16 protein-coding genes are annotated in these 16,440 nt (G+C 38.8%); 10 read left to right on the top strand and 6 right to left on the bottom strand.

What is annotated here, in order from left to right:
• The first annotated feature begins 287 nt into the window (after positions 1 to 287).
• From argC to B9T23_RS05875, 6 genes are all read left to right on the top strand, one after another.
• On the top strand, positions 288 to 1,343 hold the full coding sequence (gene argC / locus B9T23_RS05900) for an N-acetyl-gamma-glutamyl-phosphate reductase (RefSeq protein WP_171263060.1): 1,056 nt from the start codon (positions 288 to 290) through the stop codon (positions 1,341 to 1,343).
• A 78-nt stretch (positions 1,344 to 1,421) separates the two neighbouring features.
• The gene (locus tag B9T23_RS05895; RefSeq protein WP_086193403.1) at positions 1,422 to 2,177 is read left to right on the top strand and encodes a DUF6776 family protein; all 756 of its coding nucleotides are present in this window, start codon (positions 1,422 to 1,424) and stop codon (positions 2,175 to 2,177) included.
• 18 nt (positions 2,178 to 2,195) lie between these two features.
• Positions 2,196 to 2,609 (top strand): ATP-dependent Clp protease adapter ClpS, encoded by a 414-nt coding sequence (gene clpS, locus B9T23_RS05890; RefSeq protein WP_067724705.1) that lies wholly within the window; start codon positions 2,196 to 2,198, stop codon positions 2,607 to 2,609.
• 9 nt (positions 2,610 to 2,618) lie between these two features.
• Positions 2,619 to 4,895 carry an ATP-dependent Clp protease ATP-binding subunit ClpA gene (gene clpA / locus B9T23_RS05885; RefSeq protein WP_086193402.1) on the top strand — a complete coding sequence of 759 codons (2,277 nt, stop codon included), beginning with the start codon at positions 2,619 to 2,621 and terminating at the stop codon, positions 4,893 to 4,895.
• Between the two features lie 113 nt (positions 4,896 to 5,008).
• Positions 5,009 to 5,362, top strand: a complete 354-nt coding sequence (locus B9T23_RS05880) for a YnfA family protein (protein WP_086193401.1) — start codon at positions 5,009 to 5,011, stop codon at positions 5,360 to 5,362.
• A gap of 273 nt (positions 5,363 to 5,635) precedes the next feature.
• Complete coding sequence (locus B9T23_RS05875; protein ID WP_086193400.1) at positions 5,636 to 7,216, top strand: hypothetical protein; 1,581 nt, start codon at positions 5,636 to 5,638, stop codon at positions 7,214 to 7,216.
• 32 nt (positions 7,217 to 7,248) lie between these two features.
• On the opposite strand, the gene B9T23_RS05870 is transcribed toward B9T23_RS05875, so the two are convergent.
• The 3 genes from B9T23_RS05870 to B9T23_RS05860 all read right to left on the bottom strand — a co-directional run bounded on the left by B9T23_RS05870 (position 7,249) and on the right by B9T23_RS05860 (position 9,505).
• Positions 7,249 to 7,722 carry a hypothetical protein gene (locus B9T23_RS05870; protein WP_086193399.1) on the bottom strand — a complete coding sequence of 158 codons (474 nt, stop codon included), beginning with the start codon at positions 7,720 to 7,722 and terminating at the stop codon, positions 7,249 to 7,251.
• 100 nt (positions 7,723 to 7,822) lie between these two features.
• The gene (gene argF, locus B9T23_RS05865; protein ID WP_086193398.1) at positions 7,823 to 8,743 is read right to left on the bottom strand and encodes an ornithine carbamoyltransferase; all 921 of its coding nucleotides are present in this window, start codon (positions 8,741 to 8,743) and stop codon (positions 7,823 to 7,825) included.
• A 111-nt stretch (positions 8,744 to 8,854) separates the two neighbouring features.
• Positions 8,855 to 9,505 (bottom strand): TetR/AcrR family transcriptional regulator, encoded by a 651-nt coding sequence (locus B9T23_RS05860; protein WP_086193574.1) that lies wholly within the window; start codon positions 9,503 to 9,505, stop codon positions 8,855 to 8,857.
• Between the two features lie 247 nt (positions 9,506 to 9,752).
• On the opposite strand from B9T23_RS05860, the gene prpB reads away from it, so the two are divergent.
• On the top strand, positions 9,753 to 10,628 hold the full coding sequence (gene prpB, locus B9T23_RS05855; RefSeq protein ID WP_067724715.1) for a methylisocitrate lyase: 876 nt from the start codon (positions 9,753 to 9,755) through the stop codon (positions 10,626 to 10,628).
• 26 nt (positions 10,629 to 10,654) lie between these two features.
• Entirely contained in the window at positions 10,655 to 11,791 is a 1,137-nt protein-coding gene (prpC, locus tag B9T23_RS05850; RefSeq protein WP_086193397.1) for a bifunctional 2-methylcitrate synthase/citrate synthase, read from the top strand.
• A 50-nt stretch (positions 11,792 to 11,841) separates the two neighbouring features.
• Here the strand turns inward: prpC and B9T23_RS05845 are convergent, their stop codons facing one another.
• The 3 genes from B9T23_RS05845 to B9T23_RS05835 all read right to left on the bottom strand — a co-directional run bounded on the left by B9T23_RS05845 (position 11,842) and on the right by B9T23_RS05835 (position 13,645).
• Positions 11,842 to 12,465: an aminotransferase gene (locus B9T23_RS05845; RefSeq protein ID WP_067724720.1), complete on the bottom strand. Its 624-nt coding sequence runs from the start codon at positions 12,463 to 12,465 to the stop codon at positions 11,842 to 11,844.
• 2 nt (positions 12,466 to 12,467) lie between these two features.
• The gene (locus tag B9T23_RS05840) at positions 12,468 to 12,944 is read right to left on the bottom strand and encodes a CinA family protein (RefSeq protein WP_067724722.1); all 477 of its coding nucleotides are present in this window, start codon (positions 12,942 to 12,944) and stop codon (positions 12,468 to 12,470) included.
• Positions 12,945 to 13,204: 260 nt separating this feature from the next.
• Positions 13,205 to 13,645, bottom strand: a complete 441-nt coding sequence (locus tag B9T23_RS05835) for an internalin (RefSeq protein WP_086193396.1) — start codon at positions 13,643 to 13,645, stop codon at positions 13,205 to 13,207.
• A gap of 226 nt (positions 13,646 to 13,871) precedes the next feature.
• Between B9T23_RS05835 and B9T23_RS05830 the strand changes: the two genes are divergently transcribed.
• Together B9T23_RS05830 and kdsA are read left to right on the top strand one after the other, a co-directional pair.
• On the top strand, positions 13,872 to 15,512 hold the full coding sequence (locus B9T23_RS05830; protein ID WP_067724726.1) for a CTP synthase: 1,641 nt from the start codon (positions 13,872 to 13,874) through the stop codon (positions 15,510 to 15,512).
• A 35-nt stretch (positions 15,513 to 15,547) separates the two neighbouring features.
• Positions 15,548 to 16,405, top strand: a complete 858-nt coding sequence (gene kdsA, locus B9T23_RS05825; RefSeq protein WP_086193395.1) for a 3-deoxy-8-phosphooctulonate synthase — start codon at positions 15,548 to 15,550, stop codon at positions 16,403 to 16,405.
• Positions 16,406 to 16,440: the final 35 nt, after the last annotated feature.

Here is a 16,440-nt window from a genome sequence, read left to right as displayed (position 1 = left end):
AAAAGTTATGAAAGAGGTCTGATTTTAAAATTACAAAAGATAGAAAGATTTCAGTTGGTGAGAGTAAACTTGATTTACTTCCTTTTTTGGAGGCGTATATAAAAAATACGGAGCGATTTATAAATGATCTATATCAATTGTTGTGATGCATATTCATAAGTGCGATATAAATACGTATATTGGGTTTTAAGGTTAAAAACTTTAATCAGCTATCCAAAACAGTTTAGAAAACCAAAACTTCCTGTCATACTACGCAGTTACGAAATGAACACTTTAAATTTGAGGTAGTGATCGTGATTACTGTTGGTATTGTCGGTGGTACAGGTTATACAGGCGTTGAATTGTTGCGTCTTTTACTACGACACCCAAATGTGCAAGTCAATGTACTGACATCACGTACCGAAAAAGGTCGCCGTGTAGATGACATGTTCCCAAGCTTGCGTGGTCATACCGATCTTGAATATTCAGATTTAAACGTTGATGAACTAAAAAAATGCGATGTGGTTTTCTTTGCTACCCCTCATGGTGTGGCAATGAAACATGCAGCAGAACTTGTGGCAGCAAATACTAAAGTCATCGACTTGGCAGCGGATTTCCGTTTACAAGACTTAGAACAATTTGAAAAATGGTATGGTCTTGAACATGCCTGCCCAGATATTTTAAAAGATTCGGTTTACGGTTTGTCTGAACTGAACCGTGACAAGATTAAACAAGCCAACGTGATTGGTAACCCTGGTTGCTATCCAACCACGGTACAATTGGGTCTTGCGCCATTATTTAAACAAGCTGAAGCTTTGGTAAAACCTGAAAGCATTATTATTGATGCAAAATCAGGTGTTTCTGGTGCAGGTCGTAAAGCCAGCCTTGGCATGATTTATTCTGAAAATGCCGACAACTTTAAGGCCTATGGCGTAGCAGGTCACCGTCATCATCCAGAAATTGTGGAAGCATTGGAAAATATTTCAGGTCAAAAAGGCGTGTTTGATCATATTCTTTTTGTACCGCATTTAGTTCCCATGATTCGTGGCATGCTCAGCACCATCTATATCGATTTAACGGATGCAGGTGATGCAGCAGACCTTCAAAGCTTGTATGAACAATTCTATGCCAATGAACAGTTTGTTGATGTGATGCCAGCAAACAGTTCACCTGAAACACGTTCTGTGCGCGGTGCAAACCAGCTTCGTATAGCTTTGTATAAACCACAGCCGAAAAAATTGGTGGTTTTATCCGTACAAGACAATTTGGTGAAAGGTGCTGCGGGTCAAGCTGTACAAAATATGAACCTGATGTTCGGTTTTGCTGAAAATGCAGGTCTGGCAGGGATTGGTTTATTACCATAAAAAACGTTTTTCAGCTTCACACACATTTGGATTTAGATTTAAATGTGTGTTTTGAATGAATCAAAATAAGAGATGACGATGCCGAACACTGAATCAAATACTCCGTCACAACAGACAGCACTGAGTAAAAAGCTTTTTGCTAAGGGGAATTTACCTTTAGCCATTGGAGCTGCAATTCTGGTTGCGGGGAGTGGCTTGCTGGGCTATTCAGTTGGGCATCGGCAAGGTTTGACTGTTGTCGGCTATGAAGCGGATGCAGAACAACTGGTTGAAGTTGTACAAAAGCAAAAGGCCAGTCTGGAAACACTGAACAAAAATTTGAATCTGGCTGTGCAAGAGCGTGATGTTGCAGTGAGTAATTCGAATGATTTGTTTACTGCGCTGAATCAAGCCCGTGAAGATAAAGTCCAGTCTGAAGGTTTGGGGGCGATTTATCGTGAAGTGTTGCGCCAGCGTGGCGGTCTGAGCCTGACGATCCAGAATATCGGGATTAAACCTTTACCTGACAATGCTTATGAATACCAACTTGATTTGGTTCAAGTGAGTCCGAGCAAACGTAGCACCTCTGGAACTGTGGAAATACGCTTAATTCAGGGTACAGAGGTTCTGGTTGTTCCAATGGAAGACAAGAACTTTAATTTTCAAGATTCCGAGCGTTTAACTGGCCGCTGGACTATGCCTAAAGGTTTTACGCCACAATTCATTGAAGTCCGTTTAACGGGTGGAACAAGTACGCCAGTGACTAAACGTTTTAGTTGGGGCCGTGGTAAACCGATTGAGAGTCAATCTGCATTTATTTCTGAAATTCCTCAAGCAGAAGCAAATGCACAATAAATGTGAATTTTAAATCCTATGCGAATGAATAAGCGTCAAAATTGTTTAAATGCCATCAAAAGTTCTTTTCATCAATCAGGATATGTCGATTGGCATATTAGTCCACGCTTAAGCAATGACTCGCAAGATGAATCTGAAGGTGAGATCGCGGTACAGACTGCGCCACCCGAATTAAAACGTCCACCCATGTATGCGGTTGTTTTGATGAACGACGATTACACCCCAATGGACTTTGTAATTGAAATTTTACAACAATACTTTGCTTTGAATCTTGACCAAGCCACCCAAGTAATGCTAACTGTACATTATGAAGGGAAAGGTGTTGCAGGCGTTTATCCACGAGACATTGCGGAAACGAAAGCGAACCAAGTCAATAATTATGCTCGGTCACAAGGTCATCCATTACTTTGTCAGATTGAGCCAAAAGATTAGGGGGATTACATGCTCAGTCGTCAATTAGAAGTATCTTTACGTTTGGCTGTAAGCATGGCTCGTCAAAAGAGACATGAGTTTCTCACGGTTGAACATTTATTGTTGGCTTTACTTGATAATGACTCTGCTGTGAATGCGCTTAAAGCGTGTGGTGCGGACATTATCGTTCTTCGTAAAGAACTAGAAGAATACGTTGAACAACACACCCCTAAATTAGGCGAACATAGCGATCAGGCGCCACATCCGACTGAAAGTTTTGATCGTATTCTGCAGCGTGCGATTTTCCATGTGCAATCCAGCGGTGGTGATCGAACTGTTGAAGGTGCAGACATTCTTGTTGCAATGTACTCTGAACGTGATTCTTTTGCGGTTTACTTGCTTAAACGTCATCAAATTAATCGTTTAACTTTAACTCAATATTTATCTCACGGTACGCGCAAAGAAGAAGTGCAAGCCGAAGAAGAAGTTGAAGAGTTGGATGGTGAAACATCGGGTTCTTCAAATGCAGGACCTCTCGATTTATATACCACTAATTTGAATACCGAAGCTCAAAAAGGAAAAACAGATCCTTTAATTGGGCGTGAAAAAGAAATTGAACGTGCCGCGCAAATTTTATGTCGCCGTCGTAAAAACAATCCTTTGCTGGTGGGTGATCCGGGTGTGGGTAAAACCTCGATTGCTGAAGGGTTGGCTTGGCTGATTGTGAACGGTAAAGCGCCTAAACCCCTGGCTCATGCAGAAGTGTATAGCCTGGATATTGGTGCACTGGTTGCAGGTACAAAATACCGTGGTGACTTTGAAAAACGCTTGAAACAATTGTTGAATGCGTTGAAAAAGAAACCAGAAGCGATTCTGTTTATTGATGAAATTCACATGATTATTGGTGCAGGCTCAAGTATGGGTAGCACCATGGATGCATCAAACTTAATTAAACCTGCTTTGTCGAATGGTTCATTACGTTGCATCGGTTCAACCACTTTCCAGGAATATCGCCAAGTTTTTGAAAAAGATCATGCTTTGTCGCGTCGTTTCCAGAAAATTGATGTCAATGAGCCCTCTATTTCTGAAACGATTGATATTTTACGTGGATTAAAATCTAAATTTGAAGATTTTCATCATGTTCAATATGACGATAAATCCTTGGTCGCAGCGGTGGAGCTGTCATCGAAATTTATTAATGATCGCTTCTTGCCGGATAAAGCCATTGATGTGATTGATGAGGCGGGTGCACAGCGCCGTTTGAAAGCAGAGGAAGATGATACTGTAATTACGGTTGAAAATATCGAAGATATCGTCTCTAAAATTGCGCGCATTCCACCTAAAACCGTATCGAAAGATGACAAAACGGTATTAAGTAATCTTGAACGTGATCTTAAGCGCGTGGTATTCGGTCAGGATGATGCAATTGAAGCACTTGCTTCTGCAATTAAATTGTCGCGTGCAGGCTTGAAATCACCCGATAAACCAGTGGGTAGCTTTGTATTTGCGGGTCCAACTGGGGTGGGTAAAACCGAAGTCACCAAACAGTTGGCTAAACTGTTAGGTGTGGAACTGGTTCGTTTCGATATGTCTGAATATATGGAACGTCATGCGGTTTCACGTTTAATTGGTGCACCTCCGGGTTATGTCGGGTTTGACCAAGGTGGTTTGCTGACCGATGCAATTCATAAAAATCCACATTGCGTATTGCTACTGGACGAAATTGAAAAAGCGCATCCAGATGTGTTTAATTTGTTATTGCAAATTATGGATCATGGCGCATTGACCGATAACAATGGTCGTAAGTCTGACTTCCGTAATGTGATTCTTGTTTTAACCACCAATATTGGTGCGGAAAGTATTTCTCGCGCGAGTATCGGATTTATGGAACAAGACAACAGTAATGACAATAAGGATGCAATGAAGAAAGCATTCTCGCCTGAATTCCGCAACCGTCTAGATGGTGTGATTCAATTCAATGCGTTGCCAACTACGGTTATTGAAAATGTAGTGGATAAATTCTTGACTGAACTTCAAGCGCAACTTGATGACAAGAAAGTCATTCTTGAAGTGGATCAAAGTGCACGTGAATGGATGGCTGAACATGGCTATGACCGTTTAATGGGTGCTCGTCCAATGCAACGTTTGATTCAGGAACATTTGAAGAAACCGCTTGCTGAAATGATTCTGTTTGGCGAGCTTGCTGAACACGGTGGTAATGTCGCTGTTTCTGTGAAGAAAGAAAATGGCAAAGCAGTGGGCTTGAAACTCGAAGTGTTTGAAGATCAAACTGCTGAACCTGCATAATCATCTAGATTGTTAAAATAACCCGTGTTCGCACGGGTTATTTTGTTTTTATTCAGCCTCATTCTGACCTTCTTTCAAAGAGAGAAGGAATGAATCAAACGATATAAGAATTCATGGATATTCAAATCACCAAGGTAGTGACCACTTTTTGCCTTTTTTTTATTACCGCAATAGCAGAAATTTTGGGTTGCTATTTTCCATATTTAATTTTAAACCAAGGAAAATCACATTGGTTGTGGCTTCCCACAATCTTAAGTTTGGCTGTGTTTGTATGGTTGCTCAGCTTGCATCCTGCGGCATCAGGTCGAATTTACGCAGCTTATGGCGGGATTTATATTTTTAGCGCTTTAATGTGGTTGCGCTATGTTGATCAGGTGATTTTGACGCGTTGGGATATGTTGGGCGGATTGGTGGTCATACTGGGTGCGATGATCATTATTTTACAGCCCCAAGGTTTAATACGTTAATAAGTTTTATATCTCAATAGTTTTAAATTTTGTATTGATTAATTAGCTTTTTTTAATAAACTTACTGTAATTTAAATGTTTTTAACTTATAAAAACTCTTTTATTTAAAAATTCTAATAAATTAAAAGGCAGTAATATCTCTAATAAGTATTTGTGTTTTGATTTGTAATCAAATGTAATGATTATAATTGCATTGAGCTAATAATTATGAAAAACATATACTTAATCAGGGCTATATACACAATTATTATTCTGTTTATCGTCTGTATTTTAGTGGCGATCAATAATTTTTTCTTTTACAAAAATGAAGAAAAAGCCACGATTCGTGAAATGAAGTATGAGGTGATGCAATTACAAGCACTGATTCAAGAGTGTGATGTAGATAATAAAATTTGCAATCACCTTATAAAAACATTTATTGATAATTCAAGCATAAAAGGTAAAGTGGCTTTAACTTTAGACTCAAAGCTTTTCCATGAGCAAAATTTAGAAAGCTATAGAGATAATCGCAAAGCTGTTTCATATAGTCAATCTATCCCGTATAAAGATCAAGTCTATAAAGTAACTTATGAAAAATTGGTAACACCGCCATTATTCAAGAGTATGCAGCGTAGTTTGACTTTTTCTGTATTGGAGTGGAACTATGTGGCGCAAAATGGAAAAGATACGAGTTATTGGAAGAATCTAAAAAACTTTTGGCAATTCATTGCAATTCCAAGATCTAGTCCTGCAATTTGTTATTTCTTCCTGATCATTTTTTTACTCTTTTTAGGTAGAGGCTATTTTAAAACGCTCTTAAGAAAGTGGGAAAACTCAGAAACGATTATTGTTGAAAAAAACAATCAAATTGATTTCTTGCATGAAGAAAAAAACAAATTGACGGTGCAGAATGCAGCCTTAAGTAAACAGTTGGATCAAGCTGAAGTCATTGTGGTTGAATTAGAAAAACAACAGTTGATTTTTACTCAGGAAAAGCAAAAACTAGATCAAGAACTTGCTGAAATTAACTCTAAAATTGTCATTGAAAAAGATTATTTAAATCAGCAGATTAATGAAATTAAAGAGGAAAAAATAAGGGCGATGCAGGCTGCAGAAGCTAAATATGCAAATGATGTAGATCATATTTTGAAAGAAAAAACTTTAGAAATTAACTGCCACTATGAAAATGAAATTAATTTAATTAAAGAAGACAGTCACAATAAAATTGAAAATTATGAGCAAAGTTTAAAAGAGCTTGCTGTGGCGAGTCATGATTTAGCTGTGAGGAATGGTGAGCTGGTTGATGAACTACAGACTTCATTGGCGTTAATGGATGAGGTTGCAGAGAGCTTAAAGTTAACTGAAGATGAAAATAAGCAATTAATTCGAAAGTTGACAGCGGTGCAGGATGAGCTTGTTCAAGAAAAGCAAACGCAAAATACATTCATGACGAAGGATTTGAAAAAATGGATTGCATGCTACCTTTTAGCAAATCCAAATTTTAATGCTAAATCAAATCATACTGCGCCTAAGCATAATGGAAATGATCATCATGGTAATGACTACGTTGAGAAAATTTTTAACTTAGTCAGAAAAAATGAAGAAATTTCTAAATTTGTTAAAGCTGTTAAATCTGTAAACAATAATGCATTTCAGCAAAGAACTATTGTGGTTTCTAAACTGAAGCAAAAAGGCTTAAATGATCTTAATTATGGTTATATCGCGGAAGTAGTTGGGGGAGATGATCGTGGCAGCTGTGCTGGACTTTTTCTGACAGCGCAAACTGATTGGGAAGCTATTGTACAGGCCAAACTTTTATTGATATATATTAAGCAGTTAGAGAAACATACGATTATCGACAAGATATCTAATTAAATCAAAAGCCCTAAATTTTTAGGGCTTTTCCCTTATTGGAATTTACACTCAGTGTTTTTAATTTTCATATGATAGTTTTTATTATCTGAACTGAGTTTGATTGCAACATGATATGGATTTATACGCTGGAATTCATGCTCAAAAAACAAATGACAATTTTGAACTAAATTTTGTTTAATCAGAAGTTTTACTTCTTTATCGCCAATATCTTCAGCAAATTGAGTGAAATCTGGTGTAGTGATAATGCCTTGAATATCAATATGGTCGGCATATAAACGCAATTGTTCAATCACTGTGTTTTGATCAACTTGAAAGGGCATGGTGCGAGAATCTTCATCACTTATTACATCTAAAAGTTCATTCAGTGCTTTGGTGTTTTTAATTTTATAAGTTTGGTCGAGGATTTGCTTTTTAAGCAAATATTGGTCGAGTTCTGTAGCTTTGGCTTGTGCTGTGTTGACTAAAAGCAAACTGCTTAGGTATAAAACGATTATTTTTAAAGACATGGTTATAATCACTTATAAAAGTTATGTATTTATTATAGTCATTCCAGTATAAAAAAAGCACCCGAAGGTGCTTAATTTTTTTTAAGATTTTTTTAATCAATTAGTCTTTCTTTAAATTTTCATTTAGTAAAAATTCAACCAAAGCTTTTTGAGCATGTAAACGGTTTTCTGCTTCATCCCAAACCACAGCATTTTTATGGTCAAGCATATTTTCAGAAATTTCTTCACCACGGTGAGCAGGCAAACAGTGCATGAACAGGCAATCTGGATGCGCTAAATCCATGAGTTTTTCATTGACCTGAAAATCAGCAAATGCTTTTTCACGAATTTTTTGCTCTTCTTCCTGGCCCATGCTTGCCCAAACGTCAGTCACGATCAGGTCGGCATTCACAGCTGCATCTTCAGCTGAATCAACAAGTTCTACGCAGTGCGCAAATTCAGACAAGAATCTCTCTTGTGGTTCATAACCTTTAGGTGCAGCAACTTTTAATTTAAAGCCCCACATGTGTGCTGCTTCAATATAAGAGTTACACATATTGTTGCCGTCACCAATCCATGCAACGGTTTTACCTTCAATAGAACCACGGTGTTCTAGATAGGTTTGCATGTCAGCAAGCAACTGGCAAGGGTGATGATCATCAGTCAAGGCATTGATGATGGGTACTTTGGAATAAGAAGCAAAGCGTTCTACGATGTCATGACCAAAAGTACGGATCATAATAATATCAAGCATGCTTGAAATCACACGTGCAGAATCTTCAATTGGCTCGCCACGACCCAGTTGAGTATCGCGAGAAGAGAGGAAAATTGCACTACCACCGAATTGACTCATACCTGCTTCAAACGAAACACGTGTGCGGGTACTCGATTTTTCAAAAATCATGCCCATAACTTTACCGACAAAAGGTTGGAACACCTCATTGCTATGTTGCTTGCGTTTAAGTTCAATCGCGCGCTGCAAAATTTGGTTAAGTTCTAAAGTCGATAAATCGCGTAAGGTCAGAAAGTGACGTAGAGCCATGGTTACTCCACAATAATTGCTGAATAGAAAACAAAACAACAATTAGTTGTTGGTTGGTTAAGTGAAAGGGAATCGATTAATATACTATAAGCGGGCTGAATTGCAAAAAAACTAGACTTTTTGATGACCTTCCAAGAAGCGATCGACGCAATATTCGATGTATTCGAGCGTTTCTTGATCATTTTCTTGAATTGGAAGACCCATTAAAATCCGCCATTCAATATTCCGGATAATTCCAAAATATAGTTCAGCAGAGTAAATGGGTTGTTTACAGTTAATAATACCGAGTTCATCGGCTTTTGTGAGTGCACAGGCTATTGCCATTTGAATATGTTTTGGACCTTGTTCATTAATATAAAGGGCCAGTTTTGGGCTGCGCTGAGTCTGTTCTATAATTAAACGAAAAAAAGCTGCATTTTCTGGAAGCACTAAGTGATTTTTAAGATTTATGAGGGTCTGAATTAGATAGGAGCGTAGATCATCTTCACTTTGTTCAAAAGGTACACAGATGTCTTTAAAAAATTGCTCACGGCGATAATCACAAATTGCAGTAAACAAGCCTTCTTTATTGCCAAAAAATTTGTAAATGGAAGCTTTAGAGCCACCTGCGTGATTGACAATATCATCTAAAGACACCGCATCATACCCCCGTTCTAGAAATAGCTCATTTGCGCTAAGCAAAAGCGCCAGGCATCGTTCATGGCCACGTTTTGTTTGCGGTATGTCACGAGCTAAAGGTTCTAATTGAGCGAGTTCTTGCATATGGTGTATAGAGTCAATAATCAAAGAAATGAAAACATTTGCAATGATAGCAAAAATATGCACACATTTCTTAAAATAAAGGTGTTGTCTTGTTAAGACACAATTATGAAAAATAAAAATAACACTATGTGTTTGATGAATATTTGACTAAAGTTTTAGAGTATAAGTTCTAAATAGTCATAGATATGAAGAACTTTATGGCTATACTCGGAATTCGATAAGTAAAGTGAAAACTGTGGAAAGGAATATGACACAACAAATGTCTGCAGGCTTAAGATTTAGACAAGCACTGGAAGTGGAAAAACCATTACAAATTATCGGCACAGTAAATGCCTACGCAGCCATGATGGCGAAGGAAGTGGGTTATAAAGCCATTTATGTCTCTGGTGCAGGTGTTGCCAATTATTCTTATGGTTTACCTGATTTAGGAATGACCAGCTTAGACAATGTTCTTGAAGATGTTCGTCGTATTACTGAACGTGTAGATACGCCGTTGTTGGTGGATATTGATACAGGTTGGGGCGGTGCATTTAATATCGCTCGTACTGTTAAACAAATGATTGCTGCAGGCGCTGCAGCCGTTCATATTGAAGATCAGGTTGCGCAAAAGCGTTGTGGTCACCGTCCAAATAAGGAAATCGTGACACAACAGGAAATGGTCGACCGTATTAAAGCTGCGGTAGATGCGAAAACTGACTCAAACTTTGTGGTCATGGCGCGTACTGATGCCTTGCAGAAAGAAGGTTTGCAAGCGGTCATTGATCGAGCCTGTGCCTGTGTAGAAGCGGGTGCGGATGCCATTTTTGCTGAGGCAATGACTGACATTACCATGTATCGCACGGTGTGTGATGCGGTCGGTGTGCCGGTACTGGCAAACATTACCGAATTTGGTGATACGCCTTATTACACGGTAGATGAACTGGGTGAACAAGGGATCAGCATGGTGCTTTATCCACTTTCTGCAACGCGTGCAATGCAAAAAGCGGCATTGGAAGTGATGCGCTCTATTCGTGAAAATGGGACGCAAGTTAACGTATTGGACAAGATGCAACAACGTAAGGAACTTTACGAATTCCTTGATTATCATACCTTTGAAAACACTTTAGATAAATTGTTCAAATAATTGATTCAAAATGGAGAATTAAAAAAATGGCTGAAGGAAAAGTACTCACCGGCGCGGGATTGCGCGGACAAGTGGCAGGTAAAACAGCGCTATCAACAGTGGGTAAGAGCGGCGCAGGCTTAACTTATCGTGGTTATGATGTGCAAGATCTGGCTGAAAACTGTCAATTTGAAGAAGTAGCATATCTAATTTTCTTTGGTGAATTGCCAACGGCAGAACAGCTTGATGCTTATAAAGCCAAATTAAAATCTTTACGTGCAATTCCACAAGCATTGAAAGAAGTATTGGAACGTATTCCAGCTGATTCGCATCCAATGGATGTGATGCGTACCGGTGTTTCTATGCTCGGTAATCTGGAAACAGAAAAATCTTTTGATGAACAGCAAGATGTTGCAGACCGTATTTTAGCGACTTTGCCTGCAATCATTTGCTATTGGTATCGTTATAGCCACGATGGCGTACGTATCGAAGAAAATACTGATGATGATTCAATCGGTGCACAATTCCTGCATTTACTTCGTGGTGAAAAGCCAAATGAATTGCATGAACAAGTGATGAATGTATCGTTAATTCTTTATGCAGAGCATGAATTTAACGCTTCAACATTTACTGCACGCGTATGCGCTTCAACATTGTCTGATATGCATTCGTGTATCACGGGTGCAATTGGTTCACTTCGTGGTCCATTGCATGGTGGTGCAAACGAAGCTGCTATGGAAATGATTGAAAACTGGACATCAGCCGATGAAGCTGAACGTGAAATGCTCGGTAAACTTGAGCGTAAAGAAAAGATCATGGGCTTTGGTCATGCAATCTATAAAGACAATGACCCGCGTAATGGTATCATCAAAATCTGGTCTGAGCGTTTAGCGAAAGATGTAGGTGATACGGTACTTTATCCTGTATCTGTACGCTGTGAAGAAGTGATGTGGCGTGAGAAGAAATTGTTCTGTAATGCGGATTTCTTCCATGCATCTGCATATCATTTCATGGGTATTCCAACCAAACTGTTCACGCCAATTTTTGTAATGAGTCGTGTAACAGGTTGGGCAGCGCATGTGATGGAACAACGTGCAGACAATCGTATTATTCGCCCAAGTGCGGATTATACCGGTCCAGAATTGCGTAAAGTGGTGCCGATTGCAGAGCGTACTGCAGCGTAAATTATAAAAGTTGTAATAAAGCCTCGATTGAGGCTTTATTTTTTAGCTCTTTATTTTTTTAGTGTGAGTAAAACAGGATCTTCAATGCTATAGCCCGTTTCAAAAGGAATACCGAGGTATTTAACCGCGACAACGATTTTGTTGTGTTGCGGAATTTTAAATGCTTGGGAAATATTTAAATAGGGTTTATAGGCTACGGCTTTATGTTGCAGACTGCTTAATTGTGGAGTGGTGACTTTATAACGATACTGATATTCAGTGATTAAATCATCAAATCCAGAGTTTACAGATTTTTGTACGCGTGTTTTTTTCACGATTTGAACTTTAGCTGATGCTTTATTTACAGCAATTAAGGGAGTTAATCTTTTTTTAATTTTTAAAATGTCTTTATTAAATTGCGTGCTGTCTTGATCGTAATCAATTTTCTTGGTTTTAGGATTGATATAAAGCGAATTGACCTGAATGAGTTTTTCAGGCTGCTTGTTGTTTTTAAATTGATAATAGTAGAGTTGTGGCAGACGACCACGACCATCTTCATAGTGTTTGAGTAGATAGACTTTTTGGTCTTTGACATCATAACCCAAGAATTCTACATTATGAGGTCCTCCCACAGTTGCAAAACTGGCGCAGGGGAGCAGGATTAAACCGAATATAAAAGTTTTGAATTTCAACATAACTAAACTCCATCAATGAGTTTGATAATTTCTGCTGCAATATGCTGGGTTAAGACAGAAAGCCTGTGTAAAGGTGTTCCATCAATAAAATAATGAAAGTTGTGGGTTTTATTTAAGTATAAAATTGAGATAAAAAAAGTGCCTTCGGGTTTTGTTTTTGTTGCACTACCACCAGGTTTGAGTAAGCCGGTACAAGCCACAACAATATCTGCGTGAGTAAATAGTTTTTTGCCATGGATCGCCATGGCTTCTGTGACTTCGGCAGATTCGGCCGTGTATTTTTCTATAAGCTCGGCATCAATATTCAGGAGATCAATCTTGATGGAAGGATCATAACTAACCACACCACCCAGCAAAATCTCTGCACCACTGTTCTTGCAAATAGAAAATTGACTGGAAAGGTAGCCAGAGCTGGCACTTTCAATAAAGGCAATCTTTAATTGATGTTGTTCAAGTAGGTCACAACATTTTTTTAACATGATTAAAAACCCTAAAAGTTATCTCTATTTTAACTCAAATATCACTCGGCTCTGGTATTGCAGTAGAGTAGGAGAGATCAAGTTTTAAATTTTTCTACTTAATTTTTTCATTTCAAAGAATAACGTGGATTATATTTTTAGTAGTACTATTTTTGGGATTAAACTTGGATTGTTATCCATAGTGATCAAATATGGATTAATCATCCAATAAAAAACCCAGTAAAATCACTGGGTTTTTTGCATTTAAACTAAAGTTTAACTTAGTTTTCAAGCGCAGGCGTTGCAGCAGCAATTGCAGCAGCAACCGCATCATCTTCAGACTGAGTAGCAGAATTTGATTTTGATGGCGTTGCTTGAGTCGGTTTTTCTTCGGCTTTAGGCGCTTCAGCCTTCGGTGCTGCAGTTTTAGGCGTTTCAGCTTTTGGAGCTTCCGTGGTTGCTGGTTGAGTTACTTCACGGCGAATTACAGTCGTTGTATTCGCAGTTTCCTGGCGTTCTATTTCAACATTTGTAGGAGTTTCAGCTTGTGTATTTTCAGTTGCATCTAATGGTTGTAATTGAACAGGTTCATTCACTTGTTCAGTTTGTTGAGTGGTCTCAACTTTTTCTTGTTCGTCTTCCTTCGGTGCTTCTTTTTTTACACACGCTGTCAATAATAAAGCTGCTGCAATAGCGCCACAAATCAAAAAATTTTTATTCATAATTGCACAAAACAAAGCATTAATAGGATGCAAGCATTATAACAGCAAATACCAAGATGAAAATCCTATAAAGTCCCTCTAATTTTTTATCGGAAATGCTGATAGAATAACCAATTGTTTGTTGTTCTTTGAATTGATGCGGAATGACTTTGCTTTATAGGTACAGAGTAAAGTAAAATTGCGCAACATTGCAGGCCGATTTAGGCTCGATTGTACGAGAAACCCAATGACCCATTTTATTTTCGTGACTGGTGGTGTAGTTTCATCACTAGGTAAAGGTATTTCAGCTGCTTCAGTTGCTGCACTTTTAGAAGCCCGTGGTTTAAAAGTAACCATGGTCAAAATGGATCCATACATTAATGTCGATCCAGGGACAATGAGTCCTTTCCAACATGGTGAAGTTTTTGTCACAGAGGATGGTGCTGAAACTGACCTAGATTTGGGTTATTACGAACGTTTCTTGCGTCGTGCGAAAATGACCAAACTGAATAACTTCACTTCAGGTCGTGTTTATCAAGACGTACTTAATAAAGAACGTCGTGGTGACTACCTTGGTGGTACTGTTCAGGTTATTCCACACATTACGGATAATATTAAAGAACGTGTTCTTCGCGCAGGTGAAGGCTATGACGTTGCGATTGTTGAAATTGGCGGCACAGTAGGTGACATTGAATCTCTCCCATTCATGGAATCTGTACGTCAGTTGATGGTTGAGCTTGGTCACAATCGTACCATGCTCATGCATTTAACTTTATTGCCATACATCAAATCTGCAGCTGAACTTAAAACCAAACCAACACAACACTCTGTAAAAGAGCTTTTGTCGATTGGTATTCAGCCAGATATCCTGATTTGCCGTACCGAATACGACGTCGATGCTGACACGACACGTAAAATTGCGTTATTTACCAACGTTCAAGCACGTGCTGTGGTTGTGTGCAAAGATGCGCGTTCGATTTACCAAATTCCACGTACGTTCTATGAGCAAAATGTTGATGATTTAATCTGTGAACGTTTTGGTTATAACGATTTGCCAGAAGCTGATCTTTCAGATTGGGATAATGTCGTTGAAGCATTATTTAATCCTGAATATACAGTTCGTGTAGCGATGGTTGGTAAATACGTTGAACTTCCAGATGCATATAAATCTGTAAATGAAGCGCTTTTGCATGCTGGGGTTAAAAACCGCGTTAAAGTTCAAATTGATTATGTCAATGCGGAAGAACTTGAAAGCCAAGATGTGAATGAAGTATTGAAAGATGCTGATGCAATCTTGGTTCCAGGTGGTTTCGGTGAACGTGGTACTGAAGGCAAAATGAAAGCAATTCAATTTGCTCGCGAAAACAAAGTACCATTTTTGGGTATTTGTCTAGGTATGCAACTTGCGGTGATTGAATATGCACGTAACGTTGCCGGTATTGCTGATGCTACTTCTACCGAATTTAACCGTTCAACCAAATCACCATTGATTGGTTTAATTACTGAATGGTTAGATGAACGTGGTGAGGTTCAACAACGCAGTGTTGAATCTGATCTTGGTGGAACCATGCGTTTGGGTGCCCAAAAATCAGAATTGGTTGAAGGTACTAAAACTCGTGAAGTGTATGGTAGTGCTGACATTATTGAACGTCACCGTCACCGTTACGAAATGAACAACCGTTATATTCCTGTGCTTGAAGAAAACGGCATGAAAATTTCAGGTTATTCACCAGTACAACATTTGGTAGAAACTGTTGAAATTCCTCAACATCCTTGGTTTATTGCTGTACAATTCCACCCGGAATTTACAAGTTCTCCACGTGATGGACATCCATTATTTGCTAGCTTTATTGACGCTGCTAAAAAACAGTATCAAAAAACCAAATAATGTTGCTCTAGGAATAAACTAGGAAAGTTTAAATAATGTCGCAATTAAAACCACAAGAAATTGTACGTTTAGGCGATATACAAATGGCAAATCACTTGCCATTTGTATTATTCGGCGGAATGAACGTACTTGAATCTAAAGACTTAGCTTTTGAAATTGCTGAAACTTATGTTGATATCTGCACACGTTTAGATATCCCATATGTATTTAAGGCAAGTTTTGATAAAGCCAATCGCTCTAGTTTGCACTCTTTCCGTGGCCCAGGTCTGGAAAAAGGTCTTGAGTGGTTAGCGGACATTAAAAAACATTTCAATGTACCGATCATTACCGATGTACATGAGCCTTACCAAGCTGCGCCTGTAGCTGAGGTGGCTGATATTATTCAGCTACCCGCATTTTTGAGTCGCCAGACTGACCTTGTTGAAGCAATGGCAAAAACTGATGCCATCATTAACATCAAAAAAGCACAATTCCTTGCTCCACATGAAATGCGCCATATTTTGCATAAGTGTTTAGAAGCAGGAAACGACAAACTGATTATTTGTGAGCGTGGTTCGGCATTTGGTTACAACAATTTGGTTGTAGACATGTTGGGCTTCGACATCATGAAAGAAATGGATGTCCCTGTGTTCTTTGATGTAACGCATGCGCTTCAAACCCCAGGTGGTCGTGCGGATTCAGCAGGTGGACGCCGTGCGCAAATCACCACGCTTGCGCGTGCAGGTATGGCAACTGGTTTGGCTGGTTTATTCCTGGAAGCACATCCAGATCCAGAACACGCCAAATGTGACGGTCCATGCGCACTCCGTATGTCACAGCTTGAGCCGTTCTTGGCGCAATTAAAAGAATTGGATACTTTGGTTAAAGGATTCAAAAAGTTAGATACTCATTGATGCTTTAAATAGCATCTAGTTATTCAATCAACTGA

The sequence above is a fragment of the Acinetobacter terrae genome (assembly GCF_002135195.1).
Classification (GTDB): domain Bacteria; phylum Pseudomonadota; class Gammaproteobacteria; order Pseudomonadales; family Moraxellaceae; genus Acinetobacter; species Acinetobacter terrae.
This window is presented reverse-complemented; position numbering and strand designations above follow the sequence as displayed.